The organism is Bacillus sp. PK6-026 (assembly GCF_054161455.1).
In genome coordinates this window covers 3,120,669-3,144,677 of the sequence record NZ_CP096418.1, presented here as the reverse complement: position 1 = coordinate 3,144,677, position 24,009 = coordinate 3,120,669, and the positions used below count along the sequence as shown (strand labels likewise).

Below are 24,009 nucleotides of genomic sequence, written 5' to 3'. Positions count from 1 at the left end.
TCATTTTTAAGATTCTAGGGTTCGTCTTACAAGAATCTTAAGCAGAAAACGAAGCAAAGTTTTTGGCAAAATTCCCTTGAAGGAGTGTTTGTTAACATGTCATTGAAAGAAAAAGCGCTGCATATGCACAAAGTAAACCAGGGCAAATTGGAATCAAAATCAAAAGTGCAGGTTCGCAATGCGGATGATTTAAGCCTTGCATATTCTCCGGGTGTGGCTGAGCCCTGCAAAGCGATTTACGATGATAACAGCAAAGTATACGATTATACAATGAAGGGAAACATGGTAGCAGTCGTCTCGGACGGAACGGCAGTGCTCGGTCTCGGCAATATCGGCCCTGAAGCCGCCCTTCCGGTTATGGAAGGAAAAGCGGTTCTTTTCAAAAGCTTTGCCGGTGTGGACGCTTTCCCAATCTGTTTAAATACATCTGATGTCGACAAAATTGTTGAGACGGTCAAGCTGCTTGAGCCGACATTCGGCGGCGTCAATCTTGAAGACATTGCAGCGCCGAACTGTTTTGTCATTGAAGAACGCCTCAAAAAAGAAACAAAAATCCCGGTGTTTCACGATGACCAGCACGGTACTGCAATCGTTACGGTAGCCGGTCTCGTCAATGCGCTTAAGCTGTCCGGCAAATCGATGTCTTCCGTCAAAGTCGTGGCAAACGGCGCCGGGGCAGCGGGAATTGCCATTATCAAGCTTCTTTATCATTTCGGCGTGCGCGATATCATCATGTGCGACACGAAAGGCGCGATTTACGAAGGCCGTCCGAACGGCATGAACGCTGTTAAAGATGAAGTCGCAAAATATACGAACAAAAACCGCATAGACGGATCGCTCAAAGATGTGATCAAAGACGCCGATGTCTTTATCGGAGTTTCCGTCGAAGGCGCTTTGACAAAAGAAATGGTTGAAAGCATGGCTGACAAACCGATCATCTTCGCCATGGCGAATCCAAATCCTGAAATCATGCCTGCTGAAGCGCATGAAGCCGGAGCAAGCGTCGTTGGAACGGGACGCTCTGACTTCCCTAACCAAGTGAACAACGTTCTCGCATTCCCCGGCATCTTCCGCGGGGCGCTCGACGTCCGCGCGACACATATTAACGAAGAAATGAAAATCGCCGCGGTTGAGGCGATCGCATCACTCGTTTCCGACGAAGAGCTGAGCCCCGAATATGTCATTCCGGCTCCGTTCGATCCAAGGGTCGCACCGGCCGTTGCCAAAGCGGTAGCGAAAGCCGCGATGGAAACAGGTGTTGCACGAATCGATGTCGATCCTGAAGAAGTCGCTGAAAAGACAAGAAAGCTTGCAGTAATTGAAGGAAAATAAAACTCCATTTTTGTGATCAGCGCGTGATTGCTCTGGCCTAAAGAGCCGTCACGCGCTGTTTCTCGAATATGATGTACAGTTTTTCCTCTTATTGGGGACACTTGTAAGGGAATATGCGGGCTGTAAAAAATTTTTTCAAATCGCTTTTCCAGACTTTTGTATCCGCTCTCAAGGCTGATATATCAATTTGTCAGTCTCTAACCGCATCAAGTGCGATTCGGCTGTTTGCCGGTCAAAAATGTCGAATTGAGGATGACACCGTTTGACAAAAAAAGTACAATAGTTTCGGTATAGTGATGTTCTAGTCTATAAACAGGACAGGCATACATGAAGAAAACCCTTCAGAAAAGGGAGGTAATCTTTTGTTAAAAGATATATTCAGCAAAAAGAAAAAAAAATACGCTTCCGTTCCCGCGGAATCAGCAAAGCAAGATGTACCGGAAGGGATCATGACAAAATGCCCGGATTGCAAAAAAATCATGCTCACAAAAGAGCTGGATAAAAACTTAAGGGTCTGCATGAACTGCGGTTACCATCTTCAAATGAACGCGAAGCAGCGTATAAAAAGCCTGCTGGACGATGGCTCCTTTGAAGAATTCAATCAGGATATGATGTCTGAAAACCCGCTGGAATTCCCAGGATACCTTGAGAAACTGCAAAAAGACCGGGAAAAAACATCGCTGAATGAAGCGGTTGTCACCGGAAAAGGGACGGTTGACGGATCTCCGGCAGTCGTTGCCGTGATGGATTCATCTTTCAGAATGGGAAGCATGGGGTCTGTCGTAGGCGAAAAAATTACGCTGGCGATCGAAAAGGCAAGAGAAGAAAAAGTGCCTTTCATTATTTTTACCGCATCAGGCGGTGCGAGAATGCAGGAAGGCCTTCTCAGCTTGATGCAAATGGCTAAAACAAGCTCCGCTTTAAAGCTGTTCAGTGAAGAGCAGGGCTTGATCATTTCGGTGATGACACATCCGACAACAGGCGGTGTATCCGCAAGCTTCGCATCCCTCGGCGATTACAACCTTGCCGAGCCGGGCGCGCTGATCGGCTTTGCCGGAAGAAGAATTATCGAACAAACCATCCGTGAAGAACTGCCTGAGGATTTTCAGACTGCGGAATTTCTGTTAAAGCACGGACAGCTTGATTCCGTCGTTCACAGAGCAGACATGAAAAAAACGCTCGGCAGCATTTTGAAAATGCACCAAACTGGAGGTGATCTCGAGTGGCTGGAGAATTAGAATTTGAAAAACCGGTGGTCGAACTGCGTGAAAAGATCGCCGAATTGAAAAGGTTCACACAGGATTCCGATATGGATTTAAGCTCTGAAATTACGAAGCTTGAAGCTCGTCTTGAAAGGCTTGAAGAAGACATTTATACAAATCTGAAAGCCTGGGACAGAGTCCAGATTGCAAGGCATCCGAACCGTCCGACAACGCTCGATTATATCGAACATCTTTTTACCGATTTTTTTGAATGCCACGGAGATCGATATTTCGGTGATGATGAAGCGATTGTCGGCGGAATTGCCAAGTTCCGGGGCCTTCCTGTGACAGTGATCGGCCAACAGCGCGGCAAGGATACAAAAGAAAACATCCGCCGCAACTTCGGAATGCCGCATCCGGAAGGCTACCGCAAAGCGCTCAGGCTGATGAAGCAGGCCGATAAATTTAACAGGCCGATCATCTGCTTTATTGATACAAAAGGAGCATACCCTGGAAAAGCAGCTGAAGAGCGGGGGCAAAGCGAAGCAATTGCCAAGAATCTTTTTGAAATGGCGGGACTCTCTGTGCCGGTCATCTCGATCGTCATCGGGGAAGGCGGCAGCGGGGGAGCGCTTGCGCTCGGCGTCGCAAACCGCTTATTGATGCTGGAAAACTCAACTTATTCGGTGATCTCTCCCGAGGGAGCGGCTGCTATCCTCTGGAAGGATTCAGGACTCGCGAAAAAAGCGGCAGAAACAATGAAAATCACCGCTCCAGACCTTAAAGAATTGGATATTATAGATCATGTTATAAAAGAAGTAAGAGGCGGAGCGCACCGCGATGTAGAGCAGCAGGCCGCCTACATCGATGAAGCGCTGAAAAGCGAGCTTAAATCTTTGCTGAAACTGGATAAGAACGAGCTGATTCAACAAAGATATACCAAGTATAAATCAATTGGAAAAATTTCGACTGAAAACCAATTTGTTGGGATAAAATAAATAAACGTGAGGCCTTTGGCTCACGTTTATTTTTTATGGATAAAGGTGAAAAGTGAAAGGATTGTGTCTTTCACCCGCGATTTTTCAAAGAGTTTGCTTAAAATTTATTTAAAAACTTTTTGTTTAATTGTATAATGAGTAAGGTTTTATAGGGATTTTCGGAAAATTTTCATCCCTTTTTCATTGTTTTAGCGGCAATGAACGTGTTAAGGTAAATTATATATGTTTTCGAGGTGAAAAAGATGAAACGTATCGGAGTATTGACGAGCGGCGGAGATTCCCCGGGAATGAACGCGGCGGTCCGCGCGGTTGTCAGGAAAGCGATCTACCATGACGTAGAAGTATACGGAATTTACAACGGGTATTCAGGTTTAATCAGCGGAAAAATAGAAAAGCTTGAAATCGGTTCTGTCGGAGATATCATTCACCGCGGAGGAACGAAGCTATATACAGCAAGGTGTCCTGAGTTTAAAACGGTAGAAGGACGGGAAAAAGGAATAGCGAATTTAAAAAAATATGGTATAGAAGGATTAGTCGTCATTGGCGGAGACGGTTCTTATATGGGAGCGAAAAAGCTGACAGAACACGGTTTTCCTTGTGTCGGAGTGCCGGGAACAATCGACAATGACATCCCTGGAACAGATTTGACGATCGGATTTGATACGGCGTTAAATACCGTTATCGATGCCATCGATAAAATTAGGGATACAGCTACATCCCACGAACGTACATACGTGATTGAAGTAATGGGCCGCCATGCCGGGGACATTGCTTTATGGTCAGGTTTGGCAGGAGGCGCGGAATCCATTTTGATCCCTGAAGCTGACTACGATATGGAAGAAATTATTGCAAGGCTGAAAAGAGGGCATGAGCGCGGCAAAAAACACAGCATCATCATTGTGGCGGAAGGCGTCGGAAGCGGCGTTGAATTCGGCAAAAGAATTGAAGAAGCCACAAATCTCGAAACTAGAGTATCGGTGCTTGGACATATCCAGCGCGGCGGTTCTCCGACTGCAGCAGACCGTGTATTGGCAAGCCGTCTAGGGGCATTTGCGGTTGAACTGCTTCTTGAAGGAAAAGGCGGACGCTGTGTCGGAATTCAAAATAACCAGCTTGTGCATCATGATATCATTGAAATACTCGATCATAAACATACAATTGATCAAAGCATGTACCGCTTGTCTCAAGAACTGTCAATCTAGTGTAAAACCCGAGGAGGAAGCAATATGAGAAAGACTAAAATAGTTTGTACAATTGGGCCGGCCAGCGAAACTGTTGAAAAGCTCACCCAGCTGATGGAAGCCGGAATGAACGTGGCGCGCTTGAACTTTTCCCATGGAGATTTCGAAGAGCACGGCGCAAGAATTAAAAACATTCGCGAAGCAGCCGGCAAGCTGGGAAAAGATATCGGTATCCTTCTTGATACGAAAGGTCCGGAAATCCGCACGCACACAATGGAAGGCGGTTCAATCGAACTGGAAGCGGGTTCTCAGCTGATCGTGTCAATGGAAGAAGTCATCGGTACGCCTGAAAAAATCTCAGTTACATATGATGGGTTGATTCACGATGTATCAATTGGTTCAACGATTTTGCTTGACGATGGATTGATCGGACTTGAAGTCACAGATGTCAACAAGGACAAGCGTGAAATCGTCACGAAAGTAATGAACAGCGGAACGCTGAAAAACAAAAAAGGCGTGAATGTGCCGGGCGTCAGCGTCAATCTTCCGGGAATTACGGAAAAAGACGCTAACGACATTGTGTTCGGTATCGAGCAGGGTGTTGATTTTATCGCGGCATCTTTTGTGCGCCGTCCGTCGGATGTTCTTGAAATCCGCGAACTTCTTGAAGAGCACAATGCGGCAGATATTCAAATCATTCCAAAAATCGAAAACCAGGAAGGCGTTGACAATATCGATGCCATTCTTGAAGTATCAGACGGTCTGATGGTCGCACGTGGAGACCTTGGTGTTGAAATCCCTGCTGAAGAAGTGCCGCTCGTTCAAAAAGAACTGATCAAAAAATGCAATGCGCTTGGCAAGCCTGTTATCACGGCTACCCAAATGCTCGACAGCATGCAGCGCAATCCGCGTCCGACACGCGCGGAAGCGAGCGACGTTGCCAATGCGATCTTTGACGGAACTGACGCGATTATGCTTTCAGGTGAAACTGCTGCGGGAAATTACCCTGTTGAAGCCGTTCAGACGATGCACAATATCGCTTCCCGTTCAGAAGAAGCGCTCAACCATAAAAAGATCCTTTCTGCACGAAGCAAGCAAGTCAGCATGTCAATTACAGATGCCATCGGCCAGTCTGTGGCGCATACGGCAATCAACCTTGACGTGAATGCCATCGTCACACCGACAGAAAGCGGTCATACGGCGAGAATGATTTCCAAATATCGCCCGCAGGCGCCGATTGTCGCAGTTACGGTAAATGATGCGGTTTCAAGAAAGCTGTCTCTTGTCTTCGGTGTTTTCGCAACAAGCGGACAAAACCACAGCTCGACTGACGAAATGCTTGAAAAAGCAGTGCAAAAATCTCTCGACACAGGCATCGTACGCCACGGCGACTTGATCGTTATCACGGCCGGAGCTGTCGGTGAAGCCGGCACAACAAACTTGATGAAAGTGTATGTTGTCGGAGACGTGGTCGCAAAAGGCCAGGGAATCGGACGCAAATCCGCGTTTGGTGAAGTGGTCATCGCTCAAAATGCACAAGAAGCGGATAAAAAAATGAAAGATGGCGCCGTTTTGGTTACAAAAAGCACGGATCGTGACATGATGGCGTCCCTTGAAAAAGCGGCTGCGCTGATTACTGAAGAAGGCGGTTTAACCAGCCACGCGGCAGTCGTAGGCTTGAGCCTCGGCATCCCTGTCATCGTCGGAATGGAAAATGCGACTTCCATTCTCAAAGAGGGAGAAGACATTACGGTCGACTCCGCCCGCGGAGCTGTTTACAAAGGACGTGCAAGCGTACTTTAATCGCTTATTGAAGAAGAAGGGAAGCTTTCCCTTCTTTTTTTGCAGGCGACAGGGCGGCCGTTCGCTTCCATATTAGAATTATGAGGTGAAGACAATGAAGTTTTTCTTATTATTTCTCGTCATTTTTCCAGCGAGTGAAATCGGTCTGTTCCTCTTGTCCGCTAATTGGATCGGTGTCTTGCCGACCGTTTTGCTGATCATCTTGACGGGATTTCTCGGGGCCGCTCTCGCCAAAAAACAAGGAATCGAAGTTTACTACAAAGTTCAGCGCGATCTTCAGTATGGAAAAATGCCTGGGGATGCGATTTTGGACGGGCTTTGTATTTTCATAGGCGGCATGCTGCTTTTGCTGCCCGGCTTTTTATCGGATATCATCGGTTTACTGCTGCTGCTGCCGGCAACGCGCAGCCGTTTCAAACCGTTCATATCCCGCAAGCTGAAGAGGATGTCTGAAGGCAGGCGGATTAACATCATCAAATAACCCGATAAGCGGCGGCCCGCATTGGAAAAAGCAGGCTGCCGCTTATTTTTCATTTCCTTTAATAAACTGCCATACGTCTTTAAAAATACCTGTTGTAAAGAGAGCCTGAATGAGAACGAGAAGGGCGGGACCCATGATCAATCCGAGAAAGCCAAACAATTTGAAACCGGCAAACAGCGCGATCAATGTTCCCAAAGGGTGAAGTCCGATTGACCGGCTCAAAATCTTCGGTTCGGCCAGCTGCCTGAAGACGAGCACGACGATGTACAGGACTCCGAGGCCGATCGCGAGCGGCAGCTGCTTGGATGCTGCTAAATAGACGATCCACGGCACAAATACAGACCCCGCTCCCAAATACGGCAGCAGGTCGACCAGCCCGATGAGAAAAGCGATGGCGACAGCATGATTAACCTTCAACACAGAAAGCCCGATCAACACCAGCACCATCGTCATCGCCACAAGGGTAAGCTGGGCCTTCACAAAGCCTGCCAGCGCTCTTTTCAATTCCGCATAGACAGCCGCTGCACCCGAGATCAGCCGATCAGGAAGAACAGACCGCGCCTTGTTTTGTATTTTATGCAAATCTTTGCTGATAAAAAAAGTGGCTAGGAGCGAAAAGATCAGCACGGCCGCCATATTCGGCAGAAAGGCGAAAAAGAGGGGCACCATCTCAAGAATTTTTGAAAGAAACAAAGCGGTGCCTGATGCGAGTTCACTGCCCAAATTTTGGACCTGTGTAATGATCGATTCCTGCTGGGCGGCTTCGAGCCCGTCAAAAAAAGCGGCAAGCTGATTATACAGCGGCATGATTTGATTCGTAAAAAAAGATTCGATATAAAGAGCGGCTTTATTAAACTGGACGGGGAGTATTTTAGCCAAATGAGCCGTTCCAGAGACAATCTCGGCAACGACCAGGGTCAAAAAGCCGGCTCCGGCGATCAAAAAGCCGCATAGCACGATGCCGACATTAACGCCTCTCGGGAGCCCGGTCCGCTTATCGAGCCATTCCACAAAAGGGTTGATCATGATGGCGAGAATAAGCGCAATCACAAAAGGATAGGTTAACGGAAAAGAGTAGTAGCCGACCGCTCCGCAAGCAGCGGTCAAAAACAGCACATACACTGCCCGAAGCGCAGCTGTGAGATAGGATTGATTCAATTCTGCATCCTCCTGATATTAGAAAGCATGTCCTTATTTCATTTTATTCTTGAGTCCTGTTATTATGAGAAAGGTCATAAAAAAATGGAGTTGAATACAGCATGTTTACTCAAGCTAATTTATTTTTGATCCTGCTTTTGGCCATCGCATTAATCGCGAAAAATCAGTCGTTGATCATCGCGGTATCCGTCCTGCTTTTGATCAAGCTGACCGGCCTCGATCAAAAGCTGTTTCCGGCCATCCAATCCAAAGGGATTAACTGGGGAGTTACCGTTATTACAATAGCGGTCCTTGTGCCGATTGCCACTGGAGAGATCGGCTTTAAACAGCTTGGCGAAGCGATGAAATCATATTACGCATGGATCGCACTCGGGGCGGGTATTCTCGTAGCATTGATCGCCAAAAACGGGATCACATTGCTCGCGGAAGACCCGCATATCACCACCGCTCTTGTATTTGGAACGATTTTAGCGGTCGCTTTATTCAAAGGTGTTGCCGTCGGCCCGCTCATCGGTGCCGGGATCGCCTATCTTGTCATGCAGGCCGTCCAGCATTTTACATCTTAGAAATGCGGGCCAGCTCCCCCTGTTTCAGGGGGTTTTTTAGTTTAAAAAAAACGTTCGCAACTAAAAATAAACATACATAACGCAGTTAAAACTCCTGAAAATTTGTAAATAGAAGTCAGCTGGTGCAAAAAAATAAGGCCCTCTATAAAAGAGGGCTCAGTTTGTCAAAAACCTGTGTGGGGAAATATGACCGTTTATTTCGAATTTGTGGGTTTTTATTTGTGGAGTCTTCAGCAGGTAAGCTTGGATAAAAAGAAAAAATGATCTATCGTCTCTTTCGGGCTGAAACGCTTGCATCAGTTATCGCATCCTTTATTATGATGGCTGTCGAATTGGGAGTTCTGTTCAGTGCCGGAGAGTTTATTTTTTCTGCTAACTGAGACGTCGGATATGATTGCGGCGCGGACGGCAGCAAGTGATTTTAGTGAACGAAAGAGAAAAATTGCTAGAAAACAGAAAGAAATTGAAGAAACCATCAAAAAATTGAAGGATATGAAGATGTCATTTTCACAAAAGAAAGAGAACTAAAGAAGCAAAAAAAGCAAACCCAGAAAGAGGGCTGTCATCATCTCGATAAGATTGTATAAAAGACTAATCATGCCAACAACTTCTCATTACAATCATAAGAGCCTGCTTAGGTTGAGGCTGCAGGCTCTTATCATTTTTGACATTATTTTTTTGTATAACGCACCCAGTCGTAATGAGCGTATAGAGGTGTTACACCGTTGTAGGAACCGAGCCAGTCATCGACACCAATACCATTCCACAAGTTCATCATGATCTTTCCTGGCGTAGTCGGAATTTGGCTCGTCGCGGTATGTTTTAATTGCCCATCGACATACCATTTAATCGAGTTTGGCTGCCAATCGAACGCATACGTATGATAGGAATTGGATGCATCAAATCCGAGATCCACAAGCTTCTCATGGTTTCCTACACCATTCGTATAGTAGTTAAACTGAACCTTTGTTGTGTCTTTTCCTAAAAATTCGATATCAATCTCATCCCAAGGAGTTCCATCCGTTGGACCTGTGTAAGTGAAGAACGATGAAACGATCCCTACGTTTTTAGCTGGTTTCATTCTGACTTCATAAAGTCCATATCCATATGTTTGAACAGAGCGATTTTCCCCGCAGTCAAACTTGTTATAAGATGGACTTGTTAGCCCCAAACGCATTTCACCTAATGATGTCATTGATACGTTATTTGCACGCCAAGTGCAGTTGAACACACCTCCATTCGAATAACCATTTGCTTTCTGCCATACACCGGAGTTATAGCTGTTAAAAGGGTCAAAAAACGATCCGCCTGCTTGAGCCGAGGCAGTAGAAGTGACTGCAGACAAACTCAAAAACAATCCGGTGACAAGAAGCAGCAACACTCGTTTCATACGATAAGGCATGTGGCATTCCCCTTTCTTTGAAAACGTTTTCTTTATCGATCATACCTGATTCTTTTAAAAGGGAACATCAGTCAAAATAATGATAATAACTTTTCATTCATAAAAACTCCCCCCGTTTGTTTTAAAACGGATGAAGGGGATTTGCTGTAAAGTAACAAGTAAAAGATTTTATCTCTTTTTCTTTTGTTTATAAATTTATTATAGGTGAAAATCATAAACCGATTAGTATGAAAGAACTGGAGGAATACGTCTGTCCACTTTTAATAAAAATCCCTTCCCAAAACCTCCCTCAAATAGATACAGAAGAATACATGATTCTACAAAGCTGTCGATTGATAATAAATAACTACGAACCCTTGATTTATAAGGCTTTGAAAGCATTTTTGATCAAAAACCTACAAATTTATCAGATTATTGTTTATAATATAAATATGCTTAATCTTTATTAAGCATATCGGAGTATCGAACGGTATATAGAAACGCACGATTGTTTTATTTGAAAAACGATTTAATGTAAGCATTTTCTTTTTGGGTTGAAGAAGATGTATACAACATGCGTTGTTTTTGCTCCTAGGTTTTGGTTTAATTTTAAAAGGGGAAATTTTTAAAAAAAGGGAGAGATGAGTATGACAGCAACACGCGGCCTTGAAGGGGTAGTCGCCACTACATCATCAGTAAGTTCAATTATTGATGATACTCTTACATATGTAGGGTATAACATCGATGATTTGACAGAAAAAGCTAGCTTTGAAGAAGTTGTTTATCTGCTTTGGCATTTAAAGCTGCCGAACAAAGAGGAGCTCGCAGAGCTTAAAAAACAGCTTTCTGAAAATGCCGGTATCCCCAAAGAAGTGATTGACCATTTCAAATCCTACTCGAATGGAAAAGTCCACCCGATGGCAGCTCTTCGGACAGCCGTTTCTTTACTCGGACTGTTTGACGAAGAAGCAGATCAAATGGATGCGGAAGCAAACTACAGAAAAGCGGTGCGTCTCCAAGCGAAGATGCCTGCGCTTGTCGCTGCTTTTTCAAGAATCCGCAAAGGGCTCGAGCCGATTGAGCCGAATCCGGAACTCGGTTTTGCCGCCAACTTTCTCTACATGCTGAATGGAAAAGAACCTTCACCTGTTGAAGTGGAAGCGTTTGACAAAGCCTTGATTCTGCATGCGGATCATGAGCTGAACGCATCTACGTTCACAGCCAGAGTATGCGTCGCGACGCTTTCAGACGTCTACTCAGGGATCACGGCCGCAATCGGGGCCTTGAAAGGTCCGCTTCACGGCGGAGCAAACGAAGCAGTTATGAAAATGCTTTCAGAGATTGGCGAGGTTGAAAACGTAGATTCATATATTCACGCCAAGCTTGAAAAGAAAGAAAAGATCATGGGGTTCGGCCACCGCGTATACCGCCAGGGCGATCCCCGCGCAAAACATTTGAAGGAAATGAGCAGACGTTTGACGAATTTAACGGGTGAAAGCAAATGGTATGAGATTTCAGAGCGGACTGAGGAAATCGTCACGTCTCAGAAAAAACTGCCGCCAAACGTAGACTTTTATTCTGCGTCGGTTTATCATAGCTTAGGAATCGACCATGATCTGTTCACGCCGATTTTTGCGATCAGCAGGGTATCAGGCTGGCTCGCTCACATTCTCGAACAGTATGAAAATAACCGACTGATTCGTCCGCGGGCTGATTACACCGGCCCTGACATGCAGACGTTCATTCCGATTGAAGACAGAAGCTGACCGTTTGAAAGGAGGCTGTTCGAGCTTTGTTCGGCCGGCCTCTTAACGGCTTTCTTAGGAAACAACGATTTCATGAATCTATGAAAAAACATGTTTGTCCCCCGCCAAACGGGGGAAACAAATGTTTTTCTATATTGAAGAATTACATATTATGGGAGGTTTTATTGTGGCACAAGGCGAAAAAATTACAGTCTCCGGCGGAGTATTAAACGTTCCAAACAACCCGGTCATCCCGTTTATTGAAGGGGACGGAACAGGTCCTGATATTTGGAGAGCGGCTTCAAGGGTTCTTGAAGCGGCTGTGGAGAAAGCGTATAACGGCGAAAAGGAAATCACTTGGAAAGAAGTCTACGCCGGGGAAAAAGCGTACAACAAAACAGGCGAATGGCTTCCTGAAGAAACGCTTGATACGATCCGCGAATACCTGATCGCGATTAAAGGTCCTTTAACAACTCCTGTAGGCGGCGGAATCCGCTCATTAAACGTAGCGCTAAGACAAGAGCTTGACCTGTTTACATGCCTGCGTCCTGTCCGCTATTTCACAGGCGTTCCTTCACCGGTTAAGCGCCCTGAAGATACGGATATGGTCATCTTCCGCGAAAATACTGAAGATATCTATGCCGGCATCGAATACGCGAAAGGCTCTGAAGAAGTTCAAAAGCTGATTTCATTCCTGAAAAACGAGCTTGGCGTTAACAAAATCCGTTTCCCTGAAACATCAGGCATCGGTATCAAGCCGGTTTCTGAAGAAGGAACGTCAAGGCTTGTCAGAGCTGCGATCGAGTATGCAATCGAGCACGGCCGCAAATCTGTAACGCTCGTCCATAAAGGAAACATCATGAAATTCACGGAAGGCGCCTTTAAAAACTGGGGCTATGAAGTGGCTGAAAAAGAATTCGGCGATAAAGTATTCACATGGGCCGAATACGACCGCATCGCTGAAAAAGACGGCAAAGACGCTGCAAACAAAGCGCAAAGCGAAGCTGAAGCGGCCGGCAAAGTCATCATCAAAGACAGCATCGCTGACATCTTCCTTCAGCAGATCCTGACCCGCCCTGCCGAGTTTGATGTTGTGGCGACAATGAACCTGAACGGGGACTACATTTCAGATGCGCTTGCTGCCCAAGTCGGCGGAATCGGCATCGCTCCTGGAGCAAACATCAACTATGAGACAGGACACGCCATCTTTGAAGCGACACATGGTACAGCTCCAAAATATGCTGGCCTAGACAAAGTAAACCCGTCTTCAGTCATCCTATCCGGCGTGCTGCTTCTTGAGCATTTGGGCTGGAATGAAGCTGCCGACCTTGTGATTAAATCTATGGAGAAAACAATCGCATCCAAAGTCGTCACATACGATTTCGCTCGTTTGATGGACGGCGCGACTGAAGTTAAATGCTCTGAATTCGGTGATGAGCTTATCAAAAATATGTCTTAAACGGCTGTTTTGGGGTAAAACAACAACAATTAAAAGGGGTAGAAAACATGGGAAAGAAGCGAAATAAAGTATCTGTCATCGGAGCGGGCTTTACAGGTGCAACAACTGCGTTTTTAACGGCTCAAAAAGAATTGGCTGACGTCGTGCTAGTCGACATTCCGCAGCTTGAAAACCCTACAAAAGGGAAAGCGCTCGATATGCTGGAAGCGAGCCCTGTCCAAGGATTTGACGCGAATATTACAGGAACGGCAAACTACGAAGATACGGCCGGCTCAGATATCGTCGTCATCACGGCGGGAATCGCAAGAAAGCCGGGAATGAGCCGGGACGACCTCGTGGCTACAAATGAAAAGATCATGAGGAGCGTAACGAAGGAAGTTGTTAAATACTCACCTGATTGTATCATCGTCGTTCTGACAAACCCTGTGGATGCGATGACATACGCCGTCTATAAAGAATCGGGCTTCCCGAAAGAGCGGGTCATCGGCCAGTCGGGAGTTTTGGATACGGCAAGATTCAGAACGTTTGTCGCTCAGGAGCTCAACCTTTCCGTCAAAGACATTACAGGTTTTGTACTGGGCGGACACGGGGACGATATGGTTCCGCTCGTTCGCTACTCTTATGCAGGCGGCATTCCGCTTGAAACGCTTCTTCCGAAAGACCGGATCGATGCGATTGTTGAAAGAACGAGAAAAGGCGGGGGAGAAATTGTCAACCTGTTAGGAAACGGAAGTGCGTATTATGCGCCTGCCGCTTCCCTGACAGAAATGGTTGAAGCAATCTTAAAAGACCAGCGCCGCGTGCTGCCGACTATTGCCTACCTTGAAGGCGAATACGGCTATGAAGGCATTTACCTCGGCGTTCCGACGATTATCGGCGGAAACGGTCTTGAACAGATCATTGAACTTGAACTGACTGAAACAGAAAGAAGTCAGCTTGATCGATCCGTTGAATCAGTCAAAAACGTCATGAAAGTATTATCATAATGAAAACAGCAGGAAGGCTTTATACAAGCCTTCCTGTTTTTGAATGCGATCTTTTTTTACATAAAACCATATGAAAATCAAGACATAAACACGGGCTGTCAGCATATACCTAATCATAATCATCTGCCCGGACATTTTCATTCTTTTTTCTGGAAGCATTCCATCGCTTAAAACAGCGGTTTATTGCCGAAAAAGAGAGATTTTATGCAAAACACTGAAAAATCAAATTGTCGAACGGATAGGCTTTCGTTAAAATAGGAGTGAAAACGTTTATTTAACAAAAGATAGAGAAAGAGATGTCGGGGAAATCTGAAGCCTGGAGGCATGTCATGAGCAAAAAGATATTAGTTGTAGATGATGAGGAATCGATTGTTACCCTTCTAAAATATAACCTTGAACGGTCGGGCTATCATGTGGTGACGGCCATGGACGGAGAGGCCGGCTTATTAAAGGCGATTGAAGAGAAGCCGGATCTGATCGTGCTCGATCTGATGCTTCCTAAAATGGACGGCATTGAAGTATGCAAGGAACTCAGACAGAAGAAGCTGATGTATCCGATTTTGATGCTGACCGCTAAGGATGATGAATTTGATAAGGTGCTCGGTCTCGAGCTGGGTGCCGATGACTATATGACGAAGCCGTTCAGCCCGAGAGAGGTGACGGCAAGGGTCAAAGCGATTTTAAGAAGAACACAGACGCTGTCCGTTCATCCGGAGGAGACGGAAGAACCGGATGCAGGCGAGCTGATCATAGGCGAATTGAAAATACTGCCAGAACATTATGAGGTTTACTTTCAAAACGAACGCCTCGAGCTAACGCCTAAGGAATTCGAACTCCTTTTATATTTGGGAAGGCATAAAGGGAGGGTGCTGACGAGAGACCTTCTCCTCAACGCTGTCTGGAACTACGACTTCGCGGGCGATACGCGCATCGTCGATGTCCATATCAGCCATCTTCGCGATAAGATCGAAAAAAATACGAAAAAACCGGAATACATTAAAACAATCAGAGGTCTTGGCTACAAAATGGAGGAGCCGAAGCTGAATGATTAAATTCCGGACCCGGCTTTTAGCTGCCCTGCTGACGCTTTTGATTCTCGTATTTGCTTCACTCGGTTTTCTGCTCGTTCACTTGTTTCACTCCTCATACGATGCCAAACTGAGCAGCCATATTGAAAAAGAAGCCGCTTTGGTCGCTTCATTGGCAAATCGTGAAAACATGAAGTCTTCGGAGCAAGGAGCCATTTTAGAGAAGGCAAGCCGTGAACTGGACAGTCATGTATCGCTGGTTGATACAAAAGGTCAGGTTCTTTTTCATTTTGGGGGCCGTGCAGAAGATCAATCCGTTATCAAAGAAGCGCTTGAGTCGGATTTAAACGGTGAAGGAGGAGGCTTCAGAATCAATCCAGATGACGAGTCCGTTTACCGTTACGTGCAGCCGCTGAAAGAAGACGGGAATGTGAATGGATATATTCTGATCAGCACTCCTGTCGATTCATTGCAAGATATCAATCAAAAGATCTGGATTCTCCTCGGCGTGAGCCTTGGAACGGCCTTTTTAATCATCGCCGGGCTTGGGGCGAGAATAACCTCTCAATATACGAATCCGATTGAGTCTGCGACACAAGTAGCGATTGAGCTTGCCAAAGGAAACTATAAAGCAAGAACTTTCAACGAAGATGAAACGATGCTGAGCCAGTCCATCAATATGCTGGCGCAGAACCTGCAGGACATGACAAGAGCACAGGAAATGCAGCGCGACCGTCTGCAAACCGTCATCGAAAATATCGACTCCGGTCTGATCTTAATCGATGGAAAGGGTTATATTCACCTTGTGAACCGCGCTTATCAAAAGCAATTTCACGTAGAAGCCGATCAGCTTCTTTACCATTTCTATCACGAAGTGCTCGAACACGAAGAAATCATTAATCTCATCGAAGAAATTTTTATGACGGAAACAAAGGTCCGCAAAATGTTTAAACTGCCGATCAAAATTGAAAGAAGGTATTTTGAAGTCGACGGAGTTCCAATTATCGGCATCAATGATGAGTGGAAAGGCATCGTTCTCGTGTTCCATGATATGACGGAAAGAAAGCAGCTTGAAGAAATGAGGAAGGACTTTGTCGCCAATGTCTCCCACGAGCTGAAAACGCCGATTACATCGATCAAAGGGTTCACCGAGACGCTTTTAGACGGAGCGATGAACGAAAGGGAGACGCTGCTGCAATTTCTATCGATCATCTTAAAAGAGAGCAGCCGTCTGCAAACGTTGATCCAGGACCTGTTGGATCTGTCGAAAATCGAACAGCAGAACTTCACCTTGAATATTCAAAATTGCAATATAGGTGAAATCCTCGCTGAAATTGGGATGCTTTTGAAGAATAAAGCGGAGGAAAAAGGAATCACCTTGACACTGGAAAAGCCGGAGAAGCCAGCCGTTGCTTCCGGGGATCCTCACAGACTAAAGCAGATCTTTTTAAATTTGGTGAACAATGCCCTCACATATACGCCTGAAGATGGAAACGTAACGATTTCGGCTGATGTACTGGAAAATGCAGTGCAAGTCAAAGTGAAGGATACGGGCATCGGGATCAAGCGGTCCGAAATCCCGAGAATATTCGAACGCTTCTACCGGATCGATAAAGACAGGAGCAGAAATTCAGGAGGAACCGGTCTCGGCCTTGCGATCGTCAAGCATTTAGTCGAAGCCCACGACGGTGAAATCGACGTCGAAAGCGAGCGGGGGAAAGGCACCGAATTCACGGTCCGCTTAAAACGCGCATCCGAGTAGCTTCATTTAGCAAACTTTACAAAGGCTTAACAACTTTTATATATATGGTTAAAACTTGGCTGATAGGATCATTAGTGAACCCCTTCATCCAAGGAGCCATATGGACGGACGCGATCAACAGCGCGTCCCTTTTTTTATTTTTCTGCGAAATCACTCTCATTTTCCTTTCAAAATGAACTTTGCTAAAATAAAATAAGCAAATATGATCACGAAGTTGAATGGAAGCTGACGAATCGGCTCCTTAGGAGGATAAAGATGACTGAAAGAAAAAAACTAGTATTGGTTGACGGAAACAGCCTGGCTTACCGCGCGTTTTTCGCTCTGCCTCTTCTCAGCAATGAAAAAGGGATACATACAAACGCTGTGTACGGTTTTACTACGATCTTAATGAAGATGCTTGAAGAAGAAAAACCGACCCACATGCTCGTTGCTTTTGATGCGGGGAAAACGACATTCAGACATAAAACGTTTAAAGAATATAAAGGCGGCAGACAAAAAACGCCGCCCGAGCTGTCCGAGCAGCTGCCGTTTATCCGCGAGCTCCTCGACGCCTATCAAATCTCAAGGTATGAGCTTGAAAACTACGAGGCCGATGATATTATCGGCACCCTTGCCAAGTCAGCGGAAAAAGACGGATTTGAAGTGAAGATTTTTTCAGGCGACAAAGACCTGACACAGCTGGCTACAGAAGGAACGACGGTCGCCATCACGAAAAAGGGCATTACAGATGTTGAATACTATACGCCGGAACATGTCCGGGAAAAGTACGGACTTACACCTGAACAAATCATTGACATGAAAGGGCTGATGGGAGACTCATCAGACAACATTCCAGGTGTGCCGGGCGTCGGCGAAAAGACGGCGATCAAGCTTTTGAAACAGTTCCATACAGTAGAGGAGCTGCTGTCGTCAATAGACGAAGTCAGCGGAAAAAAACTGAAAGAAAAGCTTGAAGAATTTAAAGAACAGGCATTGATGAGCAAAGAGCTTGCAACAATTACGACAGAAGCGCCGCTTGAAGTCACCCTCGATTCCCTCGGATACGAAGGTTTTGACAGGGAAGCGGTCGTCAAGATTTTTAAAGATCTCGGTTTTAACTCTTTGCTCGAAAGGATTGGCGAAGAGCCGGGAGAAAAAGAAGAAGAACAGTTTGAAGAGATCAACGTCACGATCAAAACAGACATCACGGATGATTTGTTTGCGTCACCGGCTTCACTCGTTGTCGAACAGCTCGGCGACAATTATCATGAGGCGCCGATCCTCGGTTTTTCGATCGTCAACGAACATGGCGCTTTCTTCATCCCGGAAGAGACAGCCGTTCAGTCGGACCGTTTTAAAGAGTGGGCCGAAGACGAGTCGAAAAAGAAATGGGTGTTTGATGCAAAACGCGCGGCGGTCGCTTTGCGCTGGCGGGGCATCGAACTGAAAGGCGCAGAATTTGACGTTCTCCTTGCGGCCTATATCATCAATCCGGGACACTCTTACGACGATGTTGCAAGCGTTGCGAAAGAACACCAATTACACATTGTCGCGGCAGATGAAGCGGTCTACGGAAAAGGCGCGAAACAGGCGGTGCCGGATGAGAAGGAGCTTGCCGACCATTTAGCCAGAAAAGCGAAGGCGATATCGCTGCTCCGCGAAAAGCTCCTTGATGAATTGGAGAAAAACGAGCAGCTCGATCTGTTTGAAGCGCTCGAAATGCCCCTCGCCCACATTCTCGGTGAGATGGAATCGATCGGTGTCCAAGTCGATGTCGACAGATTGAAAAAAATGGGGGAAGAACTGTCCGCCAAATTAGCGGAATACGAGAAGAAAATCCACGAGTCAGCAGGTGAAACGTTCAATATCAATTCACCAAAGCAGCTCGGTGTGATTTTGTTTGAAAAACTCGGGCTGCCTGCCGTCAAAAAAACAAAAACGGGCTATTCGACTTCAGCCGATGTGCTTGAAAAACTGCGCGACAAACACGTCATTATCGAAGATATTCTGCACTACAGACAGATCGGCAAGCTCCAGTCCACATACGTCGAAGGACTTTTAAAAGTAATCAAAAAAGACAGCCATAAAGTGCATACCCGCTTTAATCAAGCTTTAACACAGACGGGAAGGCTCAGCTCAACCGATCCCAATCTGCAAAATATACCGATCCGTCTTGAGGAAGGCCGCAAAATCCGGCAGGCGTTTGTCCCTTCGCAAAAAGGCTGGCTCATATTCGCTGCGGATTACTCCCAAATCGAATTGAGGGTTCTCGCCCACATTTCAAAGGATAAAAATTTGATTGAAGCGTTCACGAACGATATGGACGTTCACACGAAAACGGCGATGGATGTTTTTCATGTATCAGAAGAAGAAGTCACCCCTGCGATGAGGAGGCAGGCGAAAGCCGTCAATTTCGGAATCGTCTACGGAATCAGCGACTACGGCTTGTCGCAAAACCTGGGAATTACAAGAAAGGAAGCGGCCGCGTTTATTGAGCGCTATTTCCACAGCTTCCAGGGAGTTAAAGAATACATGGAAGAAACCGTTCAAGAAGCGAAACAGAGGGGCTATGTGACGACTCTTTTAAGCCGGAGGCGGTATATACCGGAATTGACGAGTCGGAATTTCAATCTGCGCAGCTTTGCCGAACGGACGGCAATGAACACGCCGATCCAGGGAAGCGCAGCAGATATCATTAAAAAAGCGATGATCGACATGGCGGACAAGCTGAAAGAAAAAAATCTCCAGGCCAAACTGCTGCTGCAGGTTCATGACGAATTGATTTTTGAAGCGCCTGAAGATGAAATCAAAGTGCTTGAACAACTGGTTCCGGAAGTAATGGAACATGCATTGGAGCTCGATGTTCCGCTGAAAGTGGACTGCGCTTCAGGGCCTTCATGGTACGATGCAAAATAGAGAAAAGGAAGTGATGATGTGCCGGAATTACCAGAAGTCGAAACGGTCCGGCGCACTCTTGCCGGGCTTGTAAGAGGGAAAACGATCGATGCGGTTGATGTCAGATGGACAAAAATCATAAAACGTCCGGAGGAGCCTGAGGAATTCGCAAGGCTCCTGGCCGGTCAGACGATTCAGTCGATCGGAAGAAGGGGAAAATTCCTGTTGTTTCATCTTGATGATTGTGTCATGGTTTCCCATTTGAGAATGGAAGGAAAGTACGGGCTTCATCAAAACGATGAACCCCTTGATAAACATGTGCACGTCATTTTCAGGTTTACGGACGGAAGCGAGCTGCGCTACCGGGATGTCAGAAAGTTCGGCACGATGCATTTGTTTAAGCCGGGAGAAGAACTGACGGAGCTGCCTCTCAGGCAGCTCGGTCCCGAACCTTTCAGCGAGGAATTTACAGCCGGTTACTTAAGAGAGCGCCTGAAGAAAACAAACCGCTCAGTGAAAACCGCACTGCTCGATCAGCGGACAGTGGTCGGGCTGGGCAATATTTATGTCGATGAGGCTTTGTTCAGAGCCGGTATCCATCCCGAGACAACAGCGAACAAGCTCACAAAAAAACAGACGGTTCTTCTTCATGAAGAGATCGTTCAAACGTTAAAGGAAGCTGTTGAAGCAGGGGGAAGCACAGTCAGATCTTACATCAATTCACAAGGTGAAATCGGCATGTTCCAGCTCAAACTTTTCGTTTACGGCCGGAAAGATGAACCTTGTAAAAAGTGCGGATCTCCAATTGAAAAAACAGTCGTTGGCGGAAGGGGCACGCATTTTTGCATAAAGTGCCAGAAAAAATGACAATCGCATAAAAGGGACAACAGCAAGCCGTATCATGGTTCAAGCTGTCGATGCATACGCTCCATATAGCTGTTAAAAGCAAGCTTTAAGGTGTGATGTTTCTTTTTCGGGTAAACAACACACGGATGGTTTTCTTCTTTCATATATATAAGAAGCCTAGAAAGCTGCCTTTAGGCTGCATGACTTAACCGCTCGCATCAACAGAAAGGAAGAGCCTGATATGATGTTTGCATCTTTCTTGCTGCTGGCATTTGCCGTCAGCTTGGACAGTTTTTCAGTCGGATTTACTTACGGATTGCGAAAGTTGAAAATCCCATTTAAAGCGATTTTGATTATTGCTTTTTGCTCTGGTGCCGTGATGTATATTGCCATGATGATCGGAACCCTTTTGGCGAAATTCCTGCCCGTTGTCGTAACAGAAAGGCTCGGAGCCGTCATATTAATGGGGATCGGCGCATGGGTGCTGTATCAGTTTTTCAGGCCGGAGAAAGAACAGGATCTCGTCTTCTCTGAAAAAACGCTCATCAACCTTGAATTGAAATCGCTCGGAATCGTGATACACATTTTAAGAAAACCGACAAGCGCCGACATTGATAAATCAGGAATCATTACCGGTATAGAAGCTTTCCTTCTCGGTTTCGCCCTCTCTATTGACGCGTTCGGAGCAGGGATCGGCGCGGCTGCGCTCGGCTTTTCCCCTGTACCGATGAGCATTACGGTAGGCATCATGAGCTCATTGTTCGTATTTTGCGGAATACAGGCGGGGCGATTTTTATCGAAATGGAACTGGATGGATAAACTGACCTTTCTTCCCGGTATATTGCTGATTATGATCGGCATCTGGAAACTGTAAGAAGGAGGTGCAGGCCTTTGACATTGGTCATCGGGTTGACCGGAGGGATTGCCAGCGGCAAAAGTACTGTCGCGCAAATGTTCCAGCAGTGCGGCATCACAGTCGTCGATGCGGACGTGATCGCGAAAGAGGCCGTTGAACAAGGGATGCCCGCTTATCAGAAAATCGCAGAGACATTTGGTCAAGGCGTGCTGCTTGAAACAGGCGGTATCGACCGGAGAAAACTTGGAGAAATTGTTTTTACTAACGAAGAAAAGAGGATGCAGTTAAATGCGATCGTCCATCCGGAAGTGAGAAAAATGATGATCAAACAGCGCGACGAAGCCATCCGGGCCGGTGAACGGTTTGTTGTTCTCGATATTCCGCTTTTATATGAAAGCGGGCTTGAACATTTGACAGATAAAGTGATCGTCGTCTGGGTGCCGATGGAGCTTCAGCTTGAGCGGCTGATGAAAAGAAACCGGCTCACTGAAGACGAGGCGCTGAACAGAATTCACGCCCAGCATTCTCTTGACGAAAAAAAGAAAAAGGCAGACGCGGTGATCGATAACAGCGGCAGTCTGAAAGATACAGAAGGGCAGCTTCATCAGCTGCTTGATACATGGTCAAATATTGAAAAGTGAGCGCGAAATTGCGCTCACTTTTTTATTAGTCGTTGTTAAACTGGCTGTAATTCGCATAATACAGCGCGGTGCGTTGTGCACCTGCATACCGTTCGGCAAAAGCTTTGGCATTGCCTGCCTTCATCGTCCGATAGCTGTAGTTGGATGAAGGTTTCCAGCTTGTTTCAGGCGATTTCTGTCCTTTTATCGCCGGATATGATCCGACATCTTTAAATGAGCCGTCTCCGTAATCATCAAGTATGCCTTTCTCGCTGCCCGTACCGAAGTAATTGGCTTCAGAATAAATTTTGGCCAATGTCGTTATCGTGAAGCCTAGATGGTAATTGTTGATATAATTGTTTTTCACATGAAAATGGCCGTAACGCATCAACCCGGGCGCCCTGACATAGAGATTCTCAAAGCGGTTGTGGCTGATTGTCATCCGCGGATATCCATTATATATACTGTGGTATTGCTTGTCATCTTGAGGCCAGCCGAGAATCAAGCCGTACCTGTGGTCTGTGAATGTGCTGTGAGACAGTGTGACGTAATCGGCTTTAGCGCCGATGTATAAGAGCTTGTCGAGATCGTGACCGTTTGCTGAATAGCTGTGGCCCTGGAATGTGACATGGTCAATCCAGTAATTCCTCGAATCGGTAATGTAAACAGGGATGTCGTTGTTTTCATTTATGAATGCATCATGTGCAATGATCAGATTTTTGAAAATCACGTTGCCTGAGTCCGCTTTTGTTTTAAAGTAAATGTTGTTCAGCTTATGTTTTTCATACGAGCCGATGATTGTTTTATTGGCACCCACCGTCAATACCGTTTTGGCTGAAGCGCCGATATTGCTGGAGACGACAATGGTGCGGGGCGTTGAACCTCCAATATTGGCTTTCAGTTCGCCCAGATTGTTGACATAGACGACTTTTCCAAGCAGGCCGCCGGTTGTGCCTGTTTTCTGCTTGCCATTCGTTTCCTTTGCATAGCCCGCGAAACCTTCGAGACCGTCGCTTGGAAGCTTCCACTTTTGGACGGAGCTGCCTGTATATTTGGCAAGCTTCACTCCGCTGCCGTCCAGTGTCAGGGCAAGGCTGTTGTTTTGCGCACTGACGATTTTATACGTGATAAAGTCTCCGTTTCCGTCTTTGTCAGCCCCGATAATATTCCACAACTCTTCTTTTCGTGAATTGTCATAGTAGACTACAGCGGAATTATTGTCTGATAATGCGTAATGGGCAGGGATGATAATTTTGCCGTTATCCATATTTCTGATTTTGAACTGTTTGCCGTCAGACGTATCCAGCCTCCATCTTTCTGCTTTTTCCCCGCTCGTCTGTTTTGCTGTTAGCGGTGCATTATCTTGATTCCCGGCGGGCGTGATGTTTATGCCTGATAAGCTTTCCAGCCTGATCATCTGTTTCGGATAATCTTCGTTCGCCGCGGAAGCGGCTGCTGCTCCTATAAAAAAATAAATGCCGGCCGCAGCCAAAAAAGAAATGATAAAATATATGTTTTTGGTCAGTTTCATGGTTGTCCTTTCTTGAAGACTCTGCCTTCTGTCGTGTGAAAATTTGGCGCCGTTGGAAATTGTAGCACTAAAGATGTATTTGAAATATATGCTTTAATGCCGATTTTTTCTAGTTCTTTGTTCACTGTTTCACAAAAACCGCGTAAATTTGCTGTAAAAGAAACAAATGGTATGGCTAATTAAAAATAATGTGTTATACT

The 24,009-nt window shown here is 46.0% G+C and carries 19 protein-coding genes and 1 pseudogene; 17 read left to right on the top strand and 3 right to left on the bottom strand.

What is annotated here, in order from left to right:
- The first annotated feature begins 96 nt into the window (after nt 1-96).
- From M1D59_RS15960 to M1D59_RS15935, 6 genes are all read left to right on the top strand, one after another.
- Nucleotides 97-1,332, top strand: coding sequence for an NAD(P)-dependent malic enzyme (locus M1D59_RS15960; RefSeq protein WP_020452564.1), 1,236 nt, complete (start codon nt 97-99; stop codon nt 1,330-1,332).
- 362 nt (nt 1,333-1,694) lie between these two features.
- Nucleotides 1,695-2,570 carry an acetyl-CoA carboxylase, carboxyltransferase subunit beta gene (gene accD / locus M1D59_RS15955; RefSeq protein WP_020452563.1) on the top strand — a complete coding sequence of 292 codons (876 nt, stop codon included), beginning with the start codon at nt 1,695-1,697 and terminating at the stop codon, nt 2,568-2,570.
- The gene (gene accA, locus M1D59_RS15950; RefSeq protein WP_197407189.1) at nt 2,555-3,532 is read left to right on the top strand and encodes an acetyl-CoA carboxylase carboxyl transferase subunit alpha; all 978 of its coding nucleotides are present in this window, start codon (nt 2,555-2,557) and stop codon (nt 3,530-3,532) included. Before accD ends, accA begins: the two co-directional genes overlap by 16 nt.
- Before the next feature lie 242 nt (nt 3,533-3,774).
- Nucleotides 3,775-4,734: a 6-phosphofructokinase gene (pfkA, locus tag M1D59_RS15945; protein ID WP_020452561.1), complete on the top strand. Its 960-nt coding sequence runs from the start codon at nt 3,775-3,777 to the stop codon at nt 4,732-4,734.
- Between the two features lie 24 nt (nt 4,735-4,758).
- Nucleotides 4,759-6,516 (top strand): pyruvate kinase, encoded by a 1,758-nt coding sequence (pyk, locus tag M1D59_RS15940; protein WP_020452560.1) that lies wholly within the window; start codon nt 4,759-4,761, stop codon nt 6,514-6,516.
- Between the two features lie 94 nt (nt 6,517-6,610).
- The gene (locus tag M1D59_RS15935) at nt 6,611-6,997 is read left to right on the top strand and encodes an FxsA family protein (RefSeq protein ID WP_020452559.1); all 387 of its coding nucleotides are present in this window, start codon (nt 6,611-6,613) and stop codon (nt 6,995-6,997) included.
- Between the two features lie 42 nt (nt 6,998-7,039).
- Here the strand turns inward: M1D59_RS15935 and ytvI are convergent, their stop codons facing one another.
- Nucleotides 7,040-8,155, bottom strand: a complete 1,116-nt coding sequence (gene ytvI / locus M1D59_RS15930) for a sporulation integral membrane protein YtvI (protein WP_020452558.1) — start codon at nt 8,153-8,155, stop codon at nt 7,040-7,042.
- Nucleotides 8,156-8,256: 101 nt separating this feature from the next.
- On the opposite strand from ytvI, the gene M1D59_RS15925 reads away from it, so the two are divergent.
- Nucleotides 8,257-8,721, top strand: coding sequence for a DUF441 domain-containing protein (locus M1D59_RS15925; RefSeq protein ID WP_020452557.1), 465 nt, complete (start codon nt 8,257-8,259; stop codon nt 8,719-8,721).
- Between the two features lie 266 nt (nt 8,722-8,987).
- Nucleotides 8,988-9,135 (top strand): annotated as a pseudogene (locus tag M1D59_RS15920) (transporter); the annotation flags it as partial.
- A gap of 256 nt (nt 9,136-9,391) precedes the next feature.
- Here the strand turns inward: M1D59_RS15920 and bglS are convergent.
- Nucleotides 9,392-10,123 (bottom strand): beta-glucanase, encoded by a 732-nt coding sequence (bglS, locus tag M1D59_RS15915; protein WP_023855487.1) that lies wholly within the window; start codon nt 10,121-10,123, stop codon nt 9,392-9,394.
- A gap of 626 nt (nt 10,124-10,749) precedes the next feature.
- Here bglS and citZ point away from each other — a divergent pair.
- From citZ to coaE, 9 genes are all read left to right on the top strand, one after another.
- Nucleotides 10,750-11,868, top strand: coding sequence for a citrate synthase (citZ, locus tag M1D59_RS15910; RefSeq protein WP_020452555.1), 1,119 nt, complete (start codon nt 10,750-10,752; stop codon nt 11,866-11,868).
- A 166-nt stretch (nt 11,869-12,034) separates the two neighbouring features.
- On the top strand, nt 12,035-13,306 hold the full coding sequence (gene icd, locus M1D59_RS15905) for an NADP-dependent isocitrate dehydrogenase (protein ID WP_144499094.1): 1,272 nt from the start codon (nt 12,035-12,037) through the stop codon (nt 13,304-13,306).
- Nucleotides 13,307-13,353: 47 nt separating this feature from the next.
- The gene (mdh, locus tag M1D59_RS15900; RefSeq protein ID WP_020452553.1) at nt 13,354-14,292 is read left to right on the top strand and encodes a malate dehydrogenase; all 939 of its coding nucleotides are present in this window, start codon (nt 13,354-13,356) and stop codon (nt 14,290-14,292) included.
- A 329-nt stretch (nt 14,293-14,621) separates the two neighbouring features.
- Complete coding sequence (locus M1D59_RS15895) at nt 14,622-15,344, top strand: response regulator transcription factor (protein ID WP_020452552.1); 723 nt, start codon at nt 14,622-14,624, stop codon at nt 15,342-15,344.
- Nucleotides 15,337-17,082, top strand: coding sequence for a two-component system histidine kinase PnpS (gene pnpS, locus M1D59_RS15890; RefSeq protein ID WP_059231763.1), 1,746 nt, complete (start codon nt 15,337-15,339; stop codon nt 17,080-17,082). Before M1D59_RS15895 ends, pnpS begins: the two co-directional genes overlap by 8 nt.
- A gap of 255 nt (nt 17,083-17,337) precedes the next feature.
- Nucleotides 17,338-19,977, top strand: coding sequence for a DNA polymerase I (polA, locus tag M1D59_RS15885; RefSeq protein ID WP_149169247.1), 2,640 nt, complete (start codon nt 17,338-17,340; stop codon nt 19,975-19,977).
- An 18-nt stretch (nt 19,978-19,995) separates the two neighbouring features.
- Nucleotides 19,996-20,823 (top strand): DNA-formamidopyrimidine glycosylase, encoded by an 828-nt coding sequence (gene mutM, locus M1D59_RS15880; RefSeq protein WP_023855481.1) that lies wholly within the window; start codon nt 19,996-19,998, stop codon nt 20,821-20,823.
- 220 nt (nt 20,824-21,043) lie between these two features.
- Nucleotides 21,044-21,676 carry a sporulation membrane protein YtaF gene (gene ytaF, locus M1D59_RS15875; protein WP_009329359.1) on the top strand — a complete coding sequence of 211 codons (633 nt, stop codon included), beginning with the start codon at nt 21,044-21,046 and terminating at the stop codon, nt 21,674-21,676.
- Between the two features lie 17 nt (nt 21,677-21,693).
- The gene (gene coaE / locus M1D59_RS15870) at nt 21,694-22,299 is read left to right on the top strand and encodes a dephospho-CoA kinase (RefSeq protein ID WP_035338188.1); all 606 of its coding nucleotides are present in this window, start codon (nt 21,694-21,696) and stop codon (nt 22,297-22,299) included.
- Between the two features lie 25 nt (nt 22,300-22,324).
- Here the strand turns inward: coaE and M1D59_RS15865 are convergent, their stop codons facing one another.
- Complete coding sequence (locus M1D59_RS15865; RefSeq protein ID WP_458118053.1) at nt 22,325-23,545, bottom strand: pectate lyase family protein; 1,221 nt, start codon at nt 23,543-23,545, stop codon at nt 22,325-22,327.
- Nucleotides 23,546-24,009 lie beyond the last annotated feature (464 nt).

Coding starts and splice junctions, on each gene's coding strand:
- mdh (WP_020452553.1), top strand. CDS start 13,354: ATGGGAAAGAAGCGAAATAAAGTATCTGTCATCGGAGCGGGCTTTACA.
- polA (WP_149169247.1), top strand. CDS start 17,338: ATGACTGAAAGAAAAAAACTAGTATTGGTTGACGGAAACAGCCTGGCT.
- ytaF (WP_009329359.1), top strand. CDS start 21,044: ATGATGTTTGCATCTTTCTTGCTGCTGGCATTTGCCGTCAGCTTGGAC.
- pfkA (WP_020452561.1), top strand. CDS start 3,775: ATGAAACGTATCGGAGTATTGACGAGCGGCGGAGATTCCCCGGGAATG.
- M1D59_RS15935 (WP_020452559.1), top strand. CDS start 6,611: ATGAAGTTTTTCTTATTATTTCTCGTCATTTTTCCAGCGAGTGAAATC.
- bglS (WP_023855487.1), bottom strand. CDS start 10,123: ATGCCTTATCGTATGAAACGAGTGTTGCTGCTTCTTGTCACCGGATTG.
- M1D59_RS15895 (WP_020452552.1), top strand. CDS start 14,622: ATGAGCAAAAAGATATTAGTTGTAGATGATGAGGAATCGATTGTTACC.
- M1D59_RS15960 (WP_020452564.1), top strand. CDS start 97: ATGTCATTGAAAGAAAAAGCGCTGCATATGCACAAAGTAAACCAGGGC.
- M1D59_RS15865 (WP_458118053.1), bottom strand. CDS start 23,545: ATGGATAACGGCAAAATTATCATCCCTGCCCATTACGCATTATCAGAC.
- pnpS (WP_059231763.1), top strand. CDS start 15,337: ATGATTAAATTCCGGACCCGGCTTTTAGCTGCCCTGCTGACGCTTTTG.
- citZ (WP_020452555.1), top strand. CDS start 10,750: ATGACAGCAACACGCGGCCTTGAAGGGGTAGTCGCCACTACATCATCA.
- M1D59_RS15925 (WP_020452557.1), top strand. CDS start 8,257: ATGTTTACTCAAGCTAATTTATTTTTGATCCTGCTTTTGGCCATCGCA.
- pyk (WP_020452560.1), top strand. CDS start 4,759: ATGAGAAAGACTAAAATAGTTTGTACAATTGGGCCGGCCAGCGAAACT.